Genomic DNA, 18142 nt, shown 5'->3' with positions numbered 1-18142 from the left:
CTTCGCTCAGTGTTGGAAGTCGTATTCGATCGTCAGCGGCGCGTGGTCGGAAAACTTCTCGCCCTTGTAGATGGACTCACTGCGCGCGAGCGCTGCCATGGCCGGCGTGGCGAGGTGGTAGTCCAGCCGCCACCCGACGTTGTTCGCGTAGGCCTGGCCCCGGTTGCTCCACCACGTGTAGCAGGTGTCGGTGGTGTCGGGCTGCAGCCGGCGGTAGACGTCCACCAGCCCGGCCTCGTCGAGCAGCTTGGTCATCCAGGCGCGCTCCTCGGGCAGGAAGCCGCTGTTCTTCTGGTTGCTGCGCCAGTTCTTCAGGTCTTTCTGCTGGTGGGCGATGTTCACGTCGCCGCACAGGATGAACTCGCGCCCGCCCTTGAGCGCCTGCAGGTGGGGGTAGAAGCCATCGAGAAAGCGGTACTTGGCTTCCTGCCGCTCGGGGCCCGAGGAGCCGCTGGGGAAATAGACGCTCAGGATGGAGAGCTTGCGCTGGGGCGTGTCGAAGCGCAGCTCGGTGAAGCGGCCCTCGGCGTCGAACTCGGTTGAACCGTAGCCGATGATCACGTCGCTCGGCTCGTGGCGGGTGTACACCGCCGTGCCCGAGTAACCCTTTTTCTGGGCGTAGTGGAAGTGCCCCTTGAGGCCGGCGATTTCTTCAAAGCGGCCGCTCACATCGGCGGCCTGGGCCTTGACCTCCTGCACACAAATACAATCGGGCCGGTGCGCGGCGAGCCATTTCTCCAGCCCCTTGGTGGTGGCGGAACGGATGCCGTTGAGGTTGAGGCTGGTCAGTTTGAACAAGGATGTCTCCATGGTGTTGGATACAGGCGCGGCGAAGGCCGGCGCGCCCGATGCTGCGCTCGCGCAGGAATTCGTGCAGTTTTGCGTCGATGCCGGCGTGTTGCGCTTTGGTGAATTCAAGACCAAGGCCGGGCGCATGAGCCCGTATTTCTTCAACGCCGGTCTGTTCGACGACGGCGCCAAGCTGGGCCGGCTCGCACAATTCTATGCAAAAGCCCTGGTCGCCAGCGGCATCGAGTTCGACATGATCTTCGGCCCGGCCTACAAGGGCATTCCACTGGGCGCGGCGGTGTCCATCGAGCTCGCGCGACTGGGCCGCAATGTGCCCTTCGCCTACAACCGCAAGGAAGCCAAGGACCATGGCGAAGGCGGCACCCTGGTCGGCGCGCCGCTCAAGGGCCGCGTGCTGATCGTCGACGACGTGATGTCCGCCGGCACCGCGGCGCGCGAATCCATCGCGCTGATCCGCGCCGCCGGCGCCACGCCGCACGCCATCGCGATCGCACTGGACCGCCAGGAAAAGGCCACCGAGGTCGGCGCCGACGGCCAGGTGCGCGACGTGGACCACAGCGCCGTGCAATATGTCCAGCGCGAGCTGGGCATGCAGGTCTGCACGATTGCGAGGCTGGCCGATTTGCTGCACTATTTGACCGCCCGCTCTGGCGGCGAGTTCGATTCGCACCGCGAACGGGTGCTGGCTTACCGGCAACGCTACGGCGTGTCCTGACCCTTCTTCCACGATGACCCTGCACCACCCCCTGTTCTCCGTTCTCTCCCGCCGCCTGTGGCTGGCCGGTGGCGCGCTGTTGCTCGGCGGGGGCCTGTGGGACACGGCACACGCGCAGGCGGGCATGTACACCTGCAAGGATGCCAAGGGCAACACCATCGTTCGAGACCGCCCCATCGTCGAATGCCTGGACCGTGAGCAGCAGCAGCTGGGCAACAGCGGCACCGTGCGCAAGACGCTGCCGCCGAGCTACACCGCCGACGAGCGCGCCAGGCTCGACGCCCAGCGCAAACAGGAAGAGGAACAGCGCAGCCGCCTGCAGGAAGAAAAGCGCCGCGAACGCGCCCTGATGATCCGCTACCCCAACCAGGGGGTGCACGACAAGGAGCGGGCCGACGCCCTGGCGCAGATCGACGAGGTCATCGGCGCGGTGAACAAGCGCGAGCTGGCGCTGGTGGCGCAACGCAAGGACATCAACGTCGAGCTGGAGTTCTACCAGAACGACGTCAGCAAGGCGCCCAACTGGCTCAAGCGCAAGATCGAAGACAACGAGAAGCAGATGGTGGTGCAGAAGCGCTTCCTGGACGAGCAGGTCCAGGAAAAACAGCGCATCAACGCCCGCTTCGACGAAGAGCTGGCCAAGCTGCGCCAGCTCTGGACGGCCGCGGGCGGCAACCGCACCGGCGTCGGCAGCCCGGCATCCGCCGGGCGCTGACCCTCAACCGAGTTTCTGGCGCAGCAGGTCGTTGACCTGTTGCGGGTTGGCCTTGCCCTTGCTCGCTTTCATGGCCTGGCCGACCAGGGCGTTGAAGGCTTTGTCCTTGCCGGCGCGGAACTGCTCGACCATCTCGGCGTTGGCGGCCATCACCTCGTCGATGATCTTCTCCAGCGCGCTGCTGTCGTTCATCTGCTTGAGGCCCTTGGCCTCGATGACGGCGTCGACCTCGCGGCCCTCGCCGGTCCACAGGGCGTCAAAGACCTGCTTGGCGGCGTTGTTCGACACCGTGCCGTCGGCGATGCGCCCGATCACGGCCGCCAGTTGCGCCGCGCTCACCGGCACGCCGGCGATGTCGCGTTCCTCGGCGTTGAGCCGGCGCGAGACCTCGCCCATGATCCAGTTGCTGACCAGCTTGGCCTGGCCGCTGGCCTGGGCCGCCGTCTCGAAGTAGGTGGCCATCGCCGGGCTTTGCGTGAGCGTGGTGGCGTCGTACTCGGGCAGGCCGTAGTCGCGCACCAGGCGTTCGGCCATCGCGCGCGGCAGCTCGGGCATGGCGGCCTTCACCTGGTCCACCCAGTCGCGCGCGATCACCAGCGGCGGCAGGTCCGGGTCGGGGAAGTAGCGGTAATCGGCCGCGTCTTCCTTGGTGCGCATGGCACGCGTCTCGCCGGTGTCGGGATCGAACAGCACGGTGGCCTGCTGGATCGCGTGGCCGTCCTCGATCTGCTCGATCTGCCAGCGCACCTCGTAGTCGATGGCCTGCTGCATGAACTTGAAGCTGTTCAGGTTCTTGATCTCGCGGCGCGTGCCCAGCGGCGCGCCGGGCTTGCGCACCGAGACGTTGGCGTCGCAGCGGAACGAGCCTTCCTGCATGTTGCCGTCGCAGATGCCGATCCAGGTGACGATCTTGTGCAGCTCCTTCGCGTAGGCCACGGCCTCGGCGCTGGAGCGGATGTCGGGCTCGGTCACGATCTCAAGCAGCGGCGTGCCGGCGCGGTTGAGGTCGATGCCGCTCTGGCCGATGAAGTCCTCGTGCAGGCTCTTGCCCGCGTCTTCTTCCAGGTGCGCGCGCACCAGGCGCACGGTCTTCTTCTCGTCACCGAGGAAGAACGAGACCTCGCCGCCCTGCACCACCGGGATCTCGAACTGGCTGATCTGGTAGCCCTTGGGCAGGTCGGGGTAGAAGTAGTTCTTGCGCGCGAACACGCTCTGCTCGGCGATGTGCGAACCGAGCGCGAGCCCGAGGCGGATCGCGAGTTCGACGGCCGCGCGGTTCATGACCGGCAGCGTGCCGGGCAAAGCCAGGTCCACCGCGCAGGCCTGCGTGTTGGGCTCGGCGCCGAAGGCCGTGGGCGCGCGGCTGAAGATCTTGGATTGCGTGGCGAGCTGGGCGTGGGTCTCGAAACCGATCACCACCTCGTAGCCGCCGACCAGAAGGGATTTGCTGGAACTCATGTCAATAGCCTTGCGGAGCGCGGGTGTGCCAGTCGGTCGCCTGCTGGAAGGCGTGCGCGGCCTGCAGCAGCGGGCCTTCCTGGAAATGGTTGCCCACAAGCTGCAGGCCCACCGGCAGGCCACCCGCGCCGAAGCCGGCGGGCACGCTCATGCCGGGCAGGCCGGCGAGGCTGGTGGAGAGGGTGTAGATGTCGGCCAGGTAGTTGGCCACCGGGTCGTTGCTCTTTTCGCCGAGCTTCCAGGCCACGGTGGGCGCCACCGGGCCGGCGATCAGGTCGCACTGCGCGAACGCGGCCTGGAAGTCCTGCGCGATCAGGCGGCGGATCTTCTGCGCCTGCAGGTAGTAGGCGTCGTAGTAGCCGTGGCTGAGCACGTAGGTGCCGATCATGATGCGGCGCTGCACCTCGGGCCCGAAGCCTTCGCTGCGCGACTTCTTGTACATGTCGGTCAGGTCCCCGTACTGCGCGGCGCGGTGGCCGAACTTCACACCGTCGAAACGGCTGAGGTTGGAGCTGGCCTCGGCCGGCGCAATGATGTAGTAGACCGGGATGGAGAGCTCGGTGCGCGGCAGCGAGACCTCGACCAGCGTGGCGCCGAGCTTTTCATACTCCGCCAGTGCGGCGCGCACGGTGGCGAGCACGTCGGGCGCGCAGCCTTCGCCGAAGAATTCTTTGGGCAGACCGATGCGCAGGCCCTTGAGCGGCTGAGCGGCGGTGGCGCCTTCGCGCGGCTGGCCGAGCAGCGCGGTGTAGTCCTCGGCCGGGTGGTCCAGGCTGGTGGAATCGCGGTCGATGTCGGGGCCGGCCATGGCGCTGAGCAGCACCGCGCAGTCGGCGGCGCTGCGCGCCATCGGGCCGGCCTGGTCCAGGCTGGAGGCGAAGGCCACCATGCCGTAGCGCGAGCAGCGGCCGTAGGTGGGCTTGATGCCGGTGATGCCGCAGAAGCTCGCCGGCTGGCGGATCGAGCCGCCGGTGTCGGTGCCGGTGACGGCGGGTGCCAGGCGCGCGGCGACGGCCACGGCGGAGCCGCCCGAGGAGCCGCCCGGCACGCGCGTGGTGTCCCAGGGGTTGTGCACCGCGCCAAAGGCCGAGTTCTCGTTGCTGCCGCCCATGGCGAACTCGTCGCAGTTGAGCTTGCCCAGCGTCACCGCGCCCTGCGCGGCCAGGCGCCGCACCACGGTCGCGTCGAACGGGCTCTGGTAGCCCGCCAGCATCTTCGAGCCGGCGGTGGTGGCGAAGTCCTTGGTGACGAAGATGTCCTTGTGCGCCAGCGGCACGCCCAGCAGCGGCGTGCGTTCGCCGGCGGCGATGCGCGCGTCGGCCGCGCGGGCCTGGGCCAGCGTGGCCTCTTCATTGAAGGAAAGGTAAGCGCCGAGCGTGCTGTGCTGCTTCGCGCGCGCCAGCAGGTGCTGGGCGGCCTCGACGCTGCTGGTTTTCTTGTCGGCGATGGCGGCGGCCAGCTCGCTCACGCCCAGGATGTGCAGATCGTTCATTCGATCACCTTGGGCACGAGGAACAGGCCGCGCTCGACCGCCGGGGCGCTCTTCTGGTTGGCTTCGCGGTCGTTGGGCTCGCTCGCCACGTCCGGGCGCAGGCGCAGCGAGACGTGGTCGATCACCGCCGTGGGATGGGCCAGGGGCTCCACGCCGGTGGTGTCCACCGCGTTCATCTGCTCGACGATGTCGAAGAAGCCATTGAGCTGGGTGCGCATGGTCTCGCTCTGCGCGCCGGAGAGCTCCAGGCGCGCGAGGTTGGCGATGCGCCCGATGTCGGACGGGGTCAGGGACATGGCAAAAGAGGGTTCCGGATGGGGAAGAGACGCACCGTCTGCGGGTTTTCCGCCCTGAAACGGCTTGTAACTGGACAAAATGCACCCTGTTTGCGCGCAGTTGTACACAGGGGATACGGTATTATCCAAGGTTTAACGGCAGCGCCCGTGCCGTTGCGGTTTTCGCCTAGGAATCAACCACTTAGCACCGATGCCCGGCCAACGACCCGGCCCCATACCCGGCGACGAGCGCGCACAGCCGCGCCCGTGCCCCACAGGACCCATGCACCATGTTTGAAGCTTTCCGTCGGCAATTTTCGACCGACCTGGCCATCGACCTCGGCACCGCCAACACCCTCATCTACGTTCGCAACAAGGGCATCGTGCTCGACGAGCCCTCCGTCGTGTCCATCCGCCACGAAGGCGGCCCCCAGGGCAAGAAGACCATCCAGGCGGTCGGCCACGAGGCCAAGGCCATGCTGGGCAAGGTGCCCGGCAACATCGAGGCCATCCGCCCCATGAAGGACGGCGTGATCGCCGACTTCACCGTCACCGAGCAGATGCTCAAGCAGTTCATCAAGATGGTGCACCCGCGCTCGATGTTCAAGCCGAGCCCGCGCATCATCATCTGCGTGCCCTGCGGCTCGACCCAGGTCGAGCGCCGCGCCATCCGCGAATCGGCCCTGGGCGCCGGCGCGTCCGAGGTTTACCTGATCGAGGAACCCATGGCCGCGGCCATCGGCGCCGGCCTGCCGGTGTCGGACGCCTCCGGCTCCATGGTGGTCGACATCGGCGGCGGCACCACCGAGGTGGGCGTCATCAGCCTGGGCGGCATGGTCTACAAGGGCAGCGTGCGCGTGGGCGGTGACCGCTTCGACGACGCCATCATTGCCTACATCCGCCGCAACTACGGCATGCTGATCGGCGAGCCCACGGCCGAAGCGATCAAGAAGCAGATCGGCTCGGCCTTCCCCGGCAGCGAAGTCAAGGAAATGGAAGTCAAGGGCCGCAACCTCTCCGAGGGCGTGCCGCGCAGCTTCACCATCTCCAGCAACGAGATCCTCGAAGCCCTGACCGATCCGCTCAACAACATCGTCACGGCCGTGAAGATGGCGCTGGAGCACACGCCGCCCGAACTGGGCGCCGACATCGCCGAGCGCGGCATGATGCTCACCGGCGGCGGTGCGCTGCTGCGCGACCTCGACCGCCTGCTGGCCGAAGAAACCGGCCTGCCGGTGCTGGTGGCCGAAGAGCCGCTCACCTGCGTGGTGCGCGGTTGCGGCATGGCCCTGGAGCGCATGGAGCGCCTGGGCACGATCTTCACCAGCGAATAAACCCCGGCCGCCGCCCGGCGGCCGCGCCTCCCCACCACCGACCAGACCCCTCCGAGCGCCATGCCACTGGGCACCCTGGACCGCACCCCGCCCCCGTTCTTCAAGCAGGGTCCGTCGGCCCTGTCCAAGCTGGTGGTGTTCAGCGCCCTGGCGCTGTTCCTGATGGTGGCCGACCTGCGCTTTCGGCTCACCGAGCCGATCCGCACCGCCATGGCCGTGGTGCTCTACCCCGTGCAATGGGCGGTGCTGCAGCCGGTGCAGCTGGCCTCCATGGCGGGCGGTTACTTCACCTCGTTGCACGCCGCGCAGAAGAGCGAAGGCCAGGCGCTGCAGCGCCTGGCGGTGCAGGCCGAGCGCAGCCTGCAGCTGGAGCAGATCACCCTGGAAAACCAGCGCCTGCGCGAACTGCTGGCCATGCGCGAGCGCATCGGCACCCAGGCCATCGGCGCCCAGGTGCTGTACGACGCGGCCGACCCCTACTCGCGCAAGATCGTGATCGACCGCGGCCAGACGCACGGCATCGAGGCAGGTTCCCCGGTGGTCGATGAAAGCGGCGTGCTGGGCCAGGTCACGCGGGTCTACCCGCTGGTGGCCGAGGTCACGCTGCTGATCGACCGCGACCAGGCCATTCCCGTGCTCAACACGCGCACCGGCGTGCGCAGCGTGGCCTACGGCCAGCCGTCCACCAGCGGCGACGGCCTGGAGCTGCGCTACACCCTGGCCAGCGCCGACATCGCCGAAGGCGACCTGCTCTCCACCAGCGGCGTGGACGGCGTCTACCCCGCCGGCCTGCCGGTGGCGCGCGTGACCCTGGTCGAGCGCCAGGCCGAGTCGTCCTTCGCGCGCATCCAGTGCGAGCCCCTGGCCCGCGTGCAGGGCACGCTGCACGTGCTGGTGCTGGGCTCCATCGCGGCCTCGGTTCCGCCCTCCCCCCTGGCCGAAGCCGCCGACACCCCCCGCCCGGCGCGCGCCAACCGCCCGGGTGTCCGGAGCACCGCGCCATGATCATGCGTCCCGGCCAGCAGCTGCTGCTGCCCGCCAACCCCGGCTTCATCTGGTTCAGCCTGCTGGCCGCGCTGGTGTTCAACATGCTGATGAACATGGGCCTGTTCGGCCGCGCCGCCTGGGTGCCCGATCTGCTGGCCGTGGTGCTGGTGTTCTGGAGCGTGCACCAGCCGCTGCGCATCGGTGTGGGCGTGGCCTTTGCCTTTGGCCTGGCCATGGACGTGCACCAGGGCGCCCTGCTCGGCCAGCACGCGCTGGCCTACACCGCGCTGGGCTTCCTCGGCATTTCCATGCACCGGCGCCTGCTCTGGTTCAGCGTGCCCAACCAGTCGGTGCAGGTGCTGCCGCTGTTCGTGGCCGCGCACGTGCTCGAACTGCTGGTGCGCATGGCCGCCGGTGGCAGCTTCCCCGGCGTGTTCTACCTGCTGGCCCCGGTGATCGAGGCCGCGCTCTGGCCGGTGGTGAGCGTGCTGCTGCTGGCGCCGCAGCGCCGCGCGCCCAACCCCGACGACAACAGACCTCTATGAGCACCCCCCGCGCCGCCTTCGGCGTCACCCCCCAAGGGGCGCCAGCTGCGGCCCGGCAAAGCCGGTTCCGCGCTGGCACTGGCCGCGGGTCGGCAAACTCACGCGGTCTTTGCCATCTCGGATAAAACACGGTCATGACGGAAATCCGCAACGTCGAAGCCGATCTGGCGCAGTTCCGCACCCGGGCGCTGCTGATCGGCCTCACGGTGGTGTTCGCGTTCGGGCTGATCGCCTCTCGCATGGTCTACCTGCAGGTGATCCGCCACGAGGACCTGGCGGCGCAGGCCGAGAGCAACCGCACGGCCGTGCTGCCGGTGGTGCCCAACCGCGGGCAGATCCTGGACCGCAAGGGCCGCATCCTGGCCACCAACTACTCGGCCTACACGCTGGAGATCACGCCCTCGCGCGTGGAGGACATGGACGCCACCATCGCCGGCCTGAGCGAGCTGGTGGAGGTCACGCCGCGCGACCAGCGCCGCTTTCGCAAGCTGCTGGAGGAGTCGCACCGCTTCGACTCGCTGCCGCTGCGCACCCGCCTGACCGACGTGGAGGTCGCGCGCTTCACGGCGCAGCGCTACCGCTTCCCCGGCGTGGACGTGCGCGCGCGCCTGCTGCGCCAGTACCCCAACGGCGAGGTGGCGAGCCACGTGATCGGCTACATCGGGCGCATCAACCAGCGCGAGACCGAGCTCATCGCCGACTGGCCGGAAGAGGACCAGGCCAACTACCGCGGCACCGAATACATCGGCAAGCTCGGCGCGGAGCAGAGCTACGAGCGCGAGCTGCACGGCATCACCGGCTTCCAGCGCGTGGAGACCTCGGCCGGCGGGCGTGCCGTGCGCTCGCTGGCCAACACGCCGGCCACGCCGGGCAACGCCGTGGTGCTGTCGATCGACATCCAGCTGCAGAAGCTGGTGGAGGACATGTTCGGCGAGCGGCGCGGCGCGCTGGTGGCGATCGACCCGCGCTCGGGCGAGGTGCTGGCCTTCGTGAGCAAGCCCACCTTCGACCCCAACCTGTTCGTCGAGGGCATCGACGTGGAGAACTGGCGCGCGCTCAACGAGTCGATGGACAAGCCTTTGCTGAACCGGGCCCTGCGCGGCACCTACCCGCCCGGCTCCACCTACAAGCCCTTCATGGCGCTGGCCGCGCTCGAAACCGGCTCGCGCAGCGCGAGCCTGGTGATGAACGACCCCGGCTACTGGATGTTCGGCGGCCACCGCTTCCGCAGCCACGGCGACGGCCTGGGCGCGGTCGACATGCACCGCGCCATCGTCAAGTCCAGCAACACGTATTTCTATTCGCTGGCCAACGACATGGGCGTGGACACCATGCACGACTTCATGAAGCCGCTGGGCTTCGGCCAGATCACCGGCATCGACCTCAAGGGCGAGGTGCGCGGCGTGCTGCCCAGCCAGGCCTGGAAGCGCAACACCTACAAGCGGCCCGAGCAGCAGCGCTGGTACGCGGGCGAGACCATCTCGCTGGGCATCGGCCAGGGCTACAACAACTTCACCATGCTGCAGATCGCGCACGCCATGGCGACGCTGGCCAACGGCGGCATCAAGTACAAGCCGCACCTGACCATGGCGACCGAGAACGTGATCACGCGCGAGCGCGTGCCGCTGCCCGGCCCGCCGCCCGAAAACCTCGGCTTCAAGCCCGAGAACGTGCGCATCGTGCTCAACGCCATGCAGGCCGTGACCACCGAAGGCACCTCCACCCGCGTGTTCGCCGGCGCGGGCTACGCCAGCGGCGGCAAGACCGGCACGGCGCAGGCCGTGACCATCGGGCAGAAGGAGCGCTACGACGCGCGCCGGCTCGAAGAGCACCAGCGCGACCACTCGCTGTACCTGGCCTTCGCGCCGGTGGACCAGCCGCGCGTGGCGCTGGCGGTGATCGTGGAGAACGCCGGCTTCGGCGCGGCACACGCCGCCCCGATCGCGCGCCGCGTGTTCGACTACCTGCTGATGGACCAGTACCCCAACCCGCAGGATTTGGCCGCCGTGCGCGTGGGCCAGGCCAGCGCCCCCATCGGCACGCCGCTCAAGGCCAGCAGCCTGCCCTGGCCGCCCGACGCCCCGGTCGCGCCCTGAGGGCCCGCGCTACAGCACGCCCGGGTTGGCCCGCCACACCGCCCAGGTGAGCGCGCTCGCGAAAGCCACCCAGGCCAGGTAGGGCCACAGCAGCCACGCGGCCAGCGGGCGCACGCGCCGGAACAGCGCGATCGCCGTGGCGATCAGCACCAGCAGCAACAGCACATCGGCCAACGCCCAGGCCCCCCGGTGCCAGGCAAAGAACAGCCACGACCACAGCGCGTTGACCGCCAGTTGCAACACGAAGACCACCAAAGCCGGTGCCCGCGACGGCTGGGCCGGCTCGCGCCAGACCAGCCACGCGGCCACCGCCATCAGCCCATACAGCAGCGACCACACCGGTCCGAACACGCCCGCCGGTGGCGCCCAGCCGGGCCGGTTCAGCTGCACATAGAACGACGCGGCCTCCACCGACGCCAGGGCACCCAGACCCCCCGCCAGCAGCACCAGCGCCAGCCAGCCCATAAAACCCAGGGTCTGTGCACGGATGGAGCGAGACGGCATAAGGGCCTCCTTGGAAGTGGGTGTCAGCTTCGGATCCAGGCGTCGTACGTGGTCTTGAGGATCAGCGCGCTCACCACGAAGATGAACACGATGCGCACGAAGCCGCTGCCGTGTTTCAGGGCAAGCCGCGTGCCCAGCAGGCTGCCGACCACGTTGGCGATGGCCATGGCGAGCACGAAATGCCACCACACATGGCCCTTCCAGGCGAACAGCGCCAGCGCGGCCAGGTTCGTGGCGGTGTTGAGCAGCTTGGCGCTGGCGCTGGCGTGCAGGAAGTCGTAACCCAGCCAGCGCACGAACAGAAAGACGAAGAAGCTGCCCGTTCCAGGGCCGAAGAAGCCGTCATAGAAGCCGATGACGGCACCGAGCAGGCTTGCGGCCAGCATTTCCTGGCGGCCGCTGAAGCGCGGCGTGTGGTGCCGACCCAGCTCTTTGCGCGCCAGGGTGTAGCCCAGCACCAGCAGCAGCACCAGCGGCAGGGCACGGCGCAGGAAGTCGGGCGAGATCACAGTGACCGTCCAGGCCCCCGCCATGGAGCCGGCAAAACCCACCGCCGCCGCCGGCAGCAGCGCATGCCAGGGCATCTCGACCCGGCGCGCGTACTGCAGCGTGGCCGCCGCCGTGCCCCAGACCGAGGCGCCCTTGTTCACACCGAACAGCGTGGCCGGGTGGGTGGTGGGAAACATCGCGAACAGCGCCGGCACCAGGATGAGGCCGCCGCCACCCACGATCGAATCGACAAAACCGGCGAACAGCGACGCCAGCGAGACCAGAAGCAGTTCCATCCCAGGATTGTCGCCGGGCGGCCCCGGGCAAAAAAAAGCCGACCCTTGTGGGGTCGGCTCGAGGAATCTGGCATCTCTGGAGGACGCTGAAACCGTTGTTCGAATTGGACTGGGTTGTCTCCTCGGTCCCCCGCGGTCACCAGCGCTGGGCGCTGTTGGCGAGTGCATGCACTGTAGCGGCCCGCACCAGGGCTGTGCATCCGGGCTTTCCCTTGCTTTTTGGCGGTTTGGCACAGGAAATGCAACGGTCTGTTCGTCGTTGGAAGAGAGCCATTCATGCACCAATACCGCTATTTCGTTCGGCGGGGCCTGCTCCTGCCCACCTTGCTCTGGCCACTTTTGGCCGCCTCGCAAGGCGAAACCACAGAAGCCGTGACAAAAGTCACGCTCGATGCACCAGGCCTGGTCGCGGCCAGCGCCATCCGGGGGGCCGACACGGCCTGGCTCATGGTCAGCACCGCGCTGGTGCTGCTCATGACGCTGCCGGGCATCGCCCTGTTTTATGGCGGCATGGTGCGCCGCCTGAACGTGATCAACACCATGGCGAGCGTGGTCGGCATCGCCGCCGTGGTCAGCGTGCTGTGGTTCGCGCTGGCCTATTCGCTGGCCTTCACCCCCGGCGGCGCGCTGGGCGGCTTCATCGGCGGTCTTGGCCGCATGGGCTTCTCGGGCATGGACTACCTGGGAACCACCGGCCAGGTGGCGGTGAGCCACATCGCGCAGCACGTGCCGGAATCGGTGTTCGCGATGTTCCAGCTCACCTTCGCCATCATCACCTGCGCGCTGGTGGTGGGCGCGCTGGTCGAGCGCATGCACTTCGGCGCGCTGCTGCTGTTCGCCGGCCTGTGGCTGCTGTTGGTGTACGCGCCGGTCGCGCACTGGGTGTGGGAGCCGGGCGGCTGGCTCGCGCAGCTGGGTGCGCTGGATTTCGCCGGCGGCGCGGTGGTGCACATCAACGCCGGCGCCGCCGCCCTGGTCTGCGCCTACGCTCTGGGCCCACGCTCGGGCTACGGGCAGGAGCCCTTCGTGCCGTTCAACCTGGGCCTGACCATGGCCGGCACCGGCCTGCTGTGGGTGGGCTGGTTCGGTTTCAACGCCGGCTCGGCCCTGGCCGCCGACGGCCGCGCGGGCCTGGCCCTGCTGGTCACGCACGTGGCGGCCGCCTCGGGCGCGCTCGCCTGGATGGCCGCCGAGTGGCTGGCGCGCAAGCGCGCCTCGCTGCTGGGCCTGTGTTCGGGCGTGGTCGCCGGGCTGGTGGCGATCACGCCGGCGGCCGGTTTCGTCACGCCGCGCGGCGCGCTCCTCATCGGCCTGGTGGCCGGCGTGGCCTGCTACTGGGGCGCGACCGCGCTCAAGCGCCAGCTGCGCGCGGACGACTCGCTCGATGTGTTCGGCGTGCACGGCGTGGGCGGCCTGGTGGGCGCGCTGCTCACCGGCGTGCTGGCCGACCCGGCCATATCAGGCGTGCAGGCCAGCCTGTTGGCACAGCTGATCGCCTGCGTGGCGGTGCTGGCCTACAGCCTGGTGATGACGGCGGTCGTGCTGTGGATCACCTCGCGCTTCACCACCTTGCGCGTGCGCGAGGGCGTGGAGCGCGCCGGGCTGGATGTGTCCCTGCACAACGAACAGCTCGGCCACTGAGCAGCGGCACCCCCCCCATGAGCACCGCGCCCGACCCCTTCGCCATCGCCGCCCACCTGCACGTGCTGCTGCGGCGCAAGACCGGCCGGGTGACGGACACGGAGTGGATGGCGACCAACGCCGACTACGCGCGCGAGATCGTGCGCCATGCGCGCGAAAAAGCCGCGAGCGACGGGCACGAGGAGCTGCTGCCCTGGGCCGAGAAGCTGGAGGCGGCCATTCCCGCCATGGGCGTGCCGCCGCGCAAGACCCTGCTCGACGTCGCCACCGAGGCGCTGCGCGGCAAAGGTGACGGAAACCAGTACGTCGGCCGGTTGAGGTAATCGCATCCAGAGACACCGAGGGTCCGGCTCCGCCGGCCCCAGGGGTCGTCCCCCCTCTCAGGGGGGAAGCCGCGTCAGCGGCGCAGGGGGGTCACTCTCCTGCCACGATCCAGGTCGCGGCCTTCTCCGCGATCATGAGCGTGGGGCTGTTGGTGTTGCCGCTGGTGATGGTGGGCATCACGCCCGCGTCCACCACGCGCAGCCCGGCCACGCCGCGCACGCGCAGGTGGCTGTCGACGACGGCCATGGGGTCGTCGGCGCGGCCCATTTTGGTGGTGCCCACCGGGTGGAAGATGGTGGTGGCGATGTCGCCGGCCAGGCGCGCGAGCTCCTCGTCGGTCTGGTACTGCAGGCCGGGCTTGAACTCCTCGGGCTGGTACTTGGCCAGCGCCGGTTGCGCGACGATCCTGCGCGTTACGCGCAGGCTGTCGGCCGCGACCTGCCGGTCTTCGGGCGTGCTCAGGTAGTTCGGCGCGATCAGCGGCGCGTCCTCGAAGTTCGCGCTGCGGATGTTGACCGTGCCCCGGCTCGTGGGGTTGAGGTTGCACACGCTGGCGGTGAACGCCGGGAAGCTGTGCAGCGGCTCGCCGAAGGCATCGAGCGAGAGCGGTTGCACGTGGTATTCGAGGTTGGCGTAGGGCTGGGCCGGGTCGCTGCGCGTGAAGGCGCCCAGCTGCGACGGCGCCATGCTCATCGGCCCGCTGCGCTTGAACAGGTATTCCAGCCCGATGCGCGCCTTGCCCATCCACGAGGAGGACAGCACGTTGAGCGTGGGCGCGCCGTTGACGGTGTAGACCGAGCGGATCTGCAGGTGGTCCTGCAGGTTCGCGCCCACGCCAGGCAGGTCCACCACCACGTCGATGCCGTGCTGGCGCAGCAGCGCGGCCGGGCCGATGCCCGAGAGCTGCAGGATCTGCGGCGAGCCGATGGCGCCGGCGCAGAGCACCACCTCGCTGGTGGCCTCGGCGGTCACGTGCGCCACGCCGTCCCACACCTCCACCCCGGTGCAGCGCAGCTCGCCGTCGGCGCCGCGCTGCGTCACCAGGCGCGTGACCTGCGCGCTGTTCCACAGCTCGAAGTTGGGTCGGCCATAACAGGTCGGGCGCAGGAAGGCGCGCGCGGTGTTCCAGCGCAGGCCCTCCTTCTGGTTCACCTGGAAATAGCCCACGCCTTCGTTGTCGCCGCGGTTGAAGTCGATGCTGTGCGGGATGCCGGCCTGCTGCGCGGCTTCGGCGAACGCGTCGAGCACGTCCCAGCGCAGGCGCTGCTTCTCCACCCGCCATTCGCCGCCGTGGCCGTGGTACGCGCGGAAGTTCGGGTCGCGCTGGGCGGCGTTCTGCTCGTCGCCCAGGTAGTGGTTCTCGTGGCGCTTGAAATCGGGCAGCGCGTTCTCCCAGCGCCAGGCGTCGTCGCCGGTGAGCGTGGCCCACTGGTCGTAGTCGCGCGACTGGCCGCGCATGTAGATCATGCCGTTGATGCTGGAGCTGCCGCCCAGCGTCTTGCCGCGCGGGTAGCGCAGCGCACGGCCGTTGAGCCCGGCCTCGGCCTCGGTCTGGTAGAGCCAGTCGGTGCGCGGGTTGCCGATGCAGTACAGGTAACCCACGGGAATGTGGATCCAGTGGTAGTCGTCCTTGCGGCCGGCCTCGATCAGCAGCACCCGCTTGCTCCGGTCGGCGGACAGCCGGTTGGCCATCAGGCAACCGGCGGTGCCGCCACCGATCACGATGTAGTCGAAGGTCGTCTCACTCATGCTTGTCCCAATGTTGTTGTCGTTGTGATGTCGCCGGCGAAGATACCAGGGCTGTCAAGGGTCCGGCTCCGCCGGCCCAAGACAGCGACCCCCCACCGGGGGGAAGCGCCGAAGGCGCGCAGGGGGAACCTACTTTGCCGTGGGCATGATGAACTCCGCACCTTTCCCGATACTTTCAGGCCAGCGCTGCATGATGGACTTCTGCTTGGTGTAGAAGCGCACGCCTTCCTCGCCGTAGGCGTGCATGTCGCCGAACAGGCTCTTCTTCCAGCCGCCGAAGCCGTGCCAGGCCATGGGCACCGGGATCGGCACGTTGATGCCGACCATGCCGACCTGGATGCGCCGCGCGAACTCGCGCGCCACGTGGCCATCGCGTGTGAAGCAGCTCACCCCGTTGCCGAACTCGTGGTCGTTGATGATCTGCACGGCGTTGGCGAAGTCGGGCACGCGCACGCAGCTGAGCACCGGGCCGAAGATCTCTTCCTTGTAGATCTTCATGTCGGTGGTCACGTGGTCGAACAGCGTGCCGCCCATCCAGAAGCCGTGGTCGCAGCCCTCGCCCGCGTCGCCGCCCTGGAAGCCCCGGCCGTCCACCCGCAGGGTGGCGCCCTCTTTCGCGCCGGCCTCGATGTAGCCCGCGATGCGCGTGTGCGCGGCCGCCGTGACGATGGGCCCCATCTCGGCCGCGAGGTTGGTGCCGTTGAGCACCTTGAGCGCCTGGGTGCGCTCGACCAGCTTGGGCATGATGCGCTCGGCCACGTCGCCCACCAGCACCGCCACGCTGATGGCCATGCAGCGCTCGCCGGCCGAGCCATAGGCCGAGCCGATCAGCGCGTCCACCGCCTGGTCCAGGTCGGCGTCGGGCATCACCACCATGTGGTTCTTCGCGCCGCCCAGGGCCTGCACGCGCTTGCCGTGGTGCGCGCCGGTCTCGTAGATGTAGTTGGCGATCGGCGTGGAGCCGACGAAGCTGATGGCCTTCACGTCCGGGTGCACCAGCAGCGCGTCCACCGCCTCCTTGTCGCCCTGCACCACGTTGAACACGCCATCGGGCAGGCCGGCCTGCTTGAGCAGCTCGGCCATGAACAGCGAGGCCGAGGGGTCGATCGGGCTGGGCTTGAGGATGAAGGTGTTGCCCGCGGCGATCGCCACCGGGAACATCCACATGGGCACCATCACCGGGAAGTTGAACGGCGTGATGCCGGCGACCACGCCCAGCGGCTGGCGCAGGGTCCAGTTGTCCATGCCGGTGGACACCTGGTCGGTGAAGTCGCCCTTGAGCAGCTGCGGGATGCCGCAGGCGAACTCGATGATGTCGATGCCGCGCGAGACCTCGCCCTGCGCGTCGGTGAACACCTTGCCGTGCTCGGCGGTGATCAGGCGGGCCAAGTCGTCCTTGTGCAGGTTCACCAGTTCGAGGAACTTGAACATCACGCGCGCGCGGCGGATCGGTGGCGTGTCGGCCCAGGCGGGAAACGCGGCCTGCGCGGCGGCCACGGCCGCGCCCACGTCGGCCGCGTTCGCCAGCGCGACCTTGCCACTCACCGCGCCGGTGGCGGGGTTGTACACGTCCTGGCGGCGCGGCGAGCTGCCGGCGTTCACGGCGCCGTGGATGAAGTGATCGATGGAATGGGGGGTGGTGGCCATGGCGGTCTCGCGGGAGGGTGTCGAAGGAAAGAGGGCCAGTTTAGGCAGCGGAAAACCCCTCGCCTAGTGGCAGGACCTGAATTGATTGTTTGCCATGGTGAACAATAGGACCATGAATGACAAAAAAGTGGAAGACCTCTGGATGCACCTGCACTGGCTCACGGTGCTGGCGCAGCAGGGCAGCTACACCGCCTCGGCGCAGCGCCTGGGCGTGAGCAAGGCCGCCATGAGCCAGCGCATCAGCGAGCTGGAGCGCGCCGCCGGCCTGCCCTTGGTGCAGCGCACCACGCGCAGCGTGCGCCTGACCGAGGCCGGCCAGCGCCTGGTGGACGGCCTGCGCGACCCGTTCGAGCGCATCGCGCAGAGTTTTTCCAGCGTGCGCGACCTGGCCGACGAACCGGCCGGTCTGGTGCGGGTCACGGCGCCGGTGGCGTTCGCGCGCCAGCAGCTGGTGCCCCGCATCGCGGCCTTCGCGCGCGAGCACCCCAAGGTGCGGCTGGAGCTGGACCTGTCGGACCGCCTGAGTTCGCTGGCCACCGAGGGCTTCGACCTCGCGATCCGCCACACCGCCGCGCCGCCGGACACGCACGTGGCCTGGCCGCTGTGCGCCACGCGCTCGGTGCTGGTGGCCAGCCGCGACTACCTGCGGCGCCACGGGCACCCGGCCGCGCCGCCCGACCTCGCGCAGCACGCCTGCCTGCACTACCCGCGCGCGCAGGACACGCCGGCCTGGCATTTTCTGCCGCCCGAAGGCCGGCGCAAGGCGCCGCGCCAGCGGATCACGGTGCCGGTGTCGGGCCCGTTCTGCGCCAACAACAGCGAGGCCCTGCGCGACGCCGCCATCGCGGGTCTGGGCATCGCGCTGGTGCCGGACTTCAGCGCGCAGGCGGCGCTGCGCTCGGGCCAGCTGGTGGAGGTGCTGGAGGACTGGGCCTCGGTGGGCAGCTTCAGCCCGCAGATCTACGCGATCCGGCCCTACGCCAGCCACGTGCCGCGCGCGGTGTCGGCCTTCGTGGTCTGGCTGCGCGGGGCCTTGGCGGAAGGCTTCGACGCGCGGGCCTGAGG

17 protein-coding genes are annotated in these 18142 nt (G+C 69.0%); 9 read left to right on the top strand and 8 right to left on the bottom strand.

Annotated features, from left to right (window positions below):
• Positions 1 to 6: 6 nt before the first annotated feature.
• Positions 7 to 798 carry an exodeoxyribonuclease III gene (locus AC1Q9M_RS16600; RefSeq protein ID WP_382163282.1) on the bottom strand — a complete coding sequence of 264 codons (792 nt, stop codon included), beginning with the start codon at positions 796 to 798 and terminating at the stop codon, positions 7 to 9.
• A 10-nt stretch (positions 799 to 808) separates the two neighbouring features.
• Here AC1Q9M_RS16600 and pyrE point away from each other — a divergent pair, with 10 nt between their 5' ends.
• Both pyrE and AC1Q9M_RS16590 read left to right on the top strand, forming a co-directional pair.
• A complete protein-coding gene (gene pyrE, locus AC1Q9M_RS16595) occupies positions 809 to 1525 on the top strand; it encodes an orotate phosphoribosyltransferase (protein WP_382163284.1) in 717 nt (238 codons plus the stop codon).
• Between the two features lie 13 nt (positions 1526 to 1538).
• Positions 1539 to 2240: a DUF4124 domain-containing protein gene (locus AC1Q9M_RS16590; RefSeq protein WP_382322777.1), complete on the top strand. Its 702-nt coding sequence runs from the start codon at positions 1539 to 1541 to the stop codon at positions 2238 to 2240.
• A gap of 3 nt (positions 2241 to 2243) precedes the next feature.
• On the opposite strand, the gene gatB is transcribed toward AC1Q9M_RS16590, so the two are convergent.
• The 3 genes from gatB to gatC are packed head-to-tail and all read right to left on the bottom strand — an operon-like array spanning position 2244 to position 5486.
• A complete protein-coding gene (gatB, locus tag AC1Q9M_RS16585) occupies positions 2244 to 3698 on the bottom strand; it encodes an Asp-tRNA(Asn)/Glu-tRNA(Gln) amidotransferase subunit GatB (RefSeq protein ID WP_492434652.1) in 1455 nt (484 codons plus the stop codon).
• 1 nt (position 3699) lies between these two features.
• On the bottom strand, positions 3700 to 5190 hold the full coding sequence (gene gatA / locus AC1Q9M_RS16580) for an Asp-tRNA(Asn)/Glu-tRNA(Gln) amidotransferase subunit GatA (protein ID WP_492434651.1): 1491 nt from the start codon (positions 5188 to 5190) through the stop codon (positions 3700 to 3702).
• Positions 5187 to 5486, bottom strand: coding sequence for an Asp-tRNA(Asn)/Glu-tRNA(Gln) amidotransferase subunit GatC (gatC, locus tag AC1Q9M_RS16575; protein WP_444687950.1), 300 nt, complete (start codon positions 5484 to 5486; stop codon positions 5187 to 5189). The genes gatA and gatC overlap by 4 nt, the downstream gene beginning before the upstream one ends.
• Positions 5487 to 5755: 269 nt before the next feature.
• On the opposite strand from gatC, the gene AC1Q9M_RS16570 reads away from it, so the two are divergent.
• The 4 genes from AC1Q9M_RS16570 (at position 5756) to mrdA (ending at position 10427) form a co-directional block, all read left to right on the top strand.
• Positions 5756 to 6799, top strand: a complete 1044-nt coding sequence (locus AC1Q9M_RS16570; RefSeq protein WP_066269288.1) for a rod shape-determining protein — start codon at positions 5756 to 5758, stop codon at positions 6797 to 6799.
• 60 nt (positions 6800 to 6859) lie between these two features.
• Entirely contained in the window at positions 6860 to 7804 is a 945-nt protein-coding gene (gene mreC / locus AC1Q9M_RS16565) for a rod shape-determining protein MreC (protein WP_492434650.1), read from the top strand.
• On the top strand, positions 7801 to 8331 hold the full coding sequence (gene mreD, locus AC1Q9M_RS16560; protein WP_291118056.1) for a rod shape-determining protein MreD: 531 nt from the start codon (positions 7801 to 7803) through the stop codon (positions 8329 to 8331). The genes mreC and mreD overlap by 4 nt, the downstream gene beginning before the upstream one ends.
• Positions 8332 to 8465: 134 nt before the next feature.
• Positions 8466 to 10427, top strand: a complete 1962-nt coding sequence (mrdA, locus tag AC1Q9M_RS16555) for a penicillin-binding protein 2 (RefSeq protein ID WP_382322772.1) — start codon at positions 8466 to 8468, stop codon at positions 10425 to 10427.
• A 9-nt stretch (positions 10428 to 10436) separates the two neighbouring features.
• Here the strand turns inward: mrdA and AC1Q9M_RS16550 are convergent, their stop codons facing one another.
• Positions 10437 to 10931: a TspO/MBR family protein gene (locus AC1Q9M_RS16550; protein ID WP_444687949.1), complete on the bottom strand. Its 495-nt coding sequence runs from the start codon at positions 10929 to 10931 to the stop codon at positions 10437 to 10439.
• A 23-nt stretch (positions 10932 to 10954) separates the two neighbouring features.
• Positions 10955 to 11716 carry a sulfite exporter TauE/SafE family protein gene (locus tag AC1Q9M_RS16545; protein ID WP_444687948.1) on the bottom strand — a complete coding sequence of 254 codons (762 nt, stop codon included), beginning with the start codon at positions 11714 to 11716 and terminating at the stop codon, positions 10955 to 10957.
• A 276-nt stretch (positions 11717 to 11992) separates the two neighbouring features.
• Between AC1Q9M_RS16545 and AC1Q9M_RS16540 the strand changes: the two genes are divergently transcribed.
• Together AC1Q9M_RS16540 and AC1Q9M_RS16535 are read left to right on the top strand one after the other, a co-directional pair.
• Positions 11993 to 13357, top strand: coding sequence for an ammonium transporter (locus AC1Q9M_RS16540; RefSeq protein WP_492434649.1), 1365 nt, complete (start codon positions 11993 to 11995; stop codon positions 13355 to 13357).
• A gap of 17 nt (positions 13358 to 13374) precedes the next feature.
• Positions 13375 to 13680, top strand: a complete 306-nt coding sequence (locus AC1Q9M_RS16535) for a hypothetical protein (protein WP_382163301.1) — start codon at positions 13375 to 13377, stop codon at positions 13678 to 13680.
• A gap of 91 nt (positions 13681 to 13771) precedes the next feature.
• Here the strand turns inward: AC1Q9M_RS16535 and AC1Q9M_RS16530 are convergent, their stop codons facing one another.
• Positions 13772 to 15430, bottom strand: a complete 1659-nt coding sequence (locus AC1Q9M_RS16530; RefSeq protein WP_444687945.1) for a GMC family oxidoreductase — start codon at positions 15428 to 15430, stop codon at positions 13772 to 13774.
• 129 nt (positions 15431 to 15559) lie between these two features.
• Positions 15560 to 17077, bottom strand: coding sequence for a CoA-acylating methylmalonate-semialdehyde dehydrogenase (locus tag AC1Q9M_RS16525; protein WP_382163304.1), 1518 nt, complete (start codon positions 17075 to 17077; stop codon positions 15560 to 15562).
• Positions 17078 to 17189: 112 nt separating this feature from the next.
• On the opposite strand from AC1Q9M_RS16525, the gene AC1Q9M_RS16520 reads away from it, so the two are divergent.
• On the top strand, positions 17190 to 18140 hold the full coding sequence (locus AC1Q9M_RS16520; RefSeq protein WP_291118037.1) for a LysR family transcriptional regulator: 951 nt from the start codon (positions 17190 to 17192) through the stop codon (positions 18138 to 18140).
• Positions 18141 to 18142 lie beyond the last annotated feature (2 nt).

It is taken from the genome of Hydrogenophaga sp. GW823-FHT04C09 (assembly GCF_058796355.1).
The sequence above is the reverse complement of the archived record's forward strand: the minus strand, read 5'-3'. Positions and strand labels throughout refer to the sequence as shown.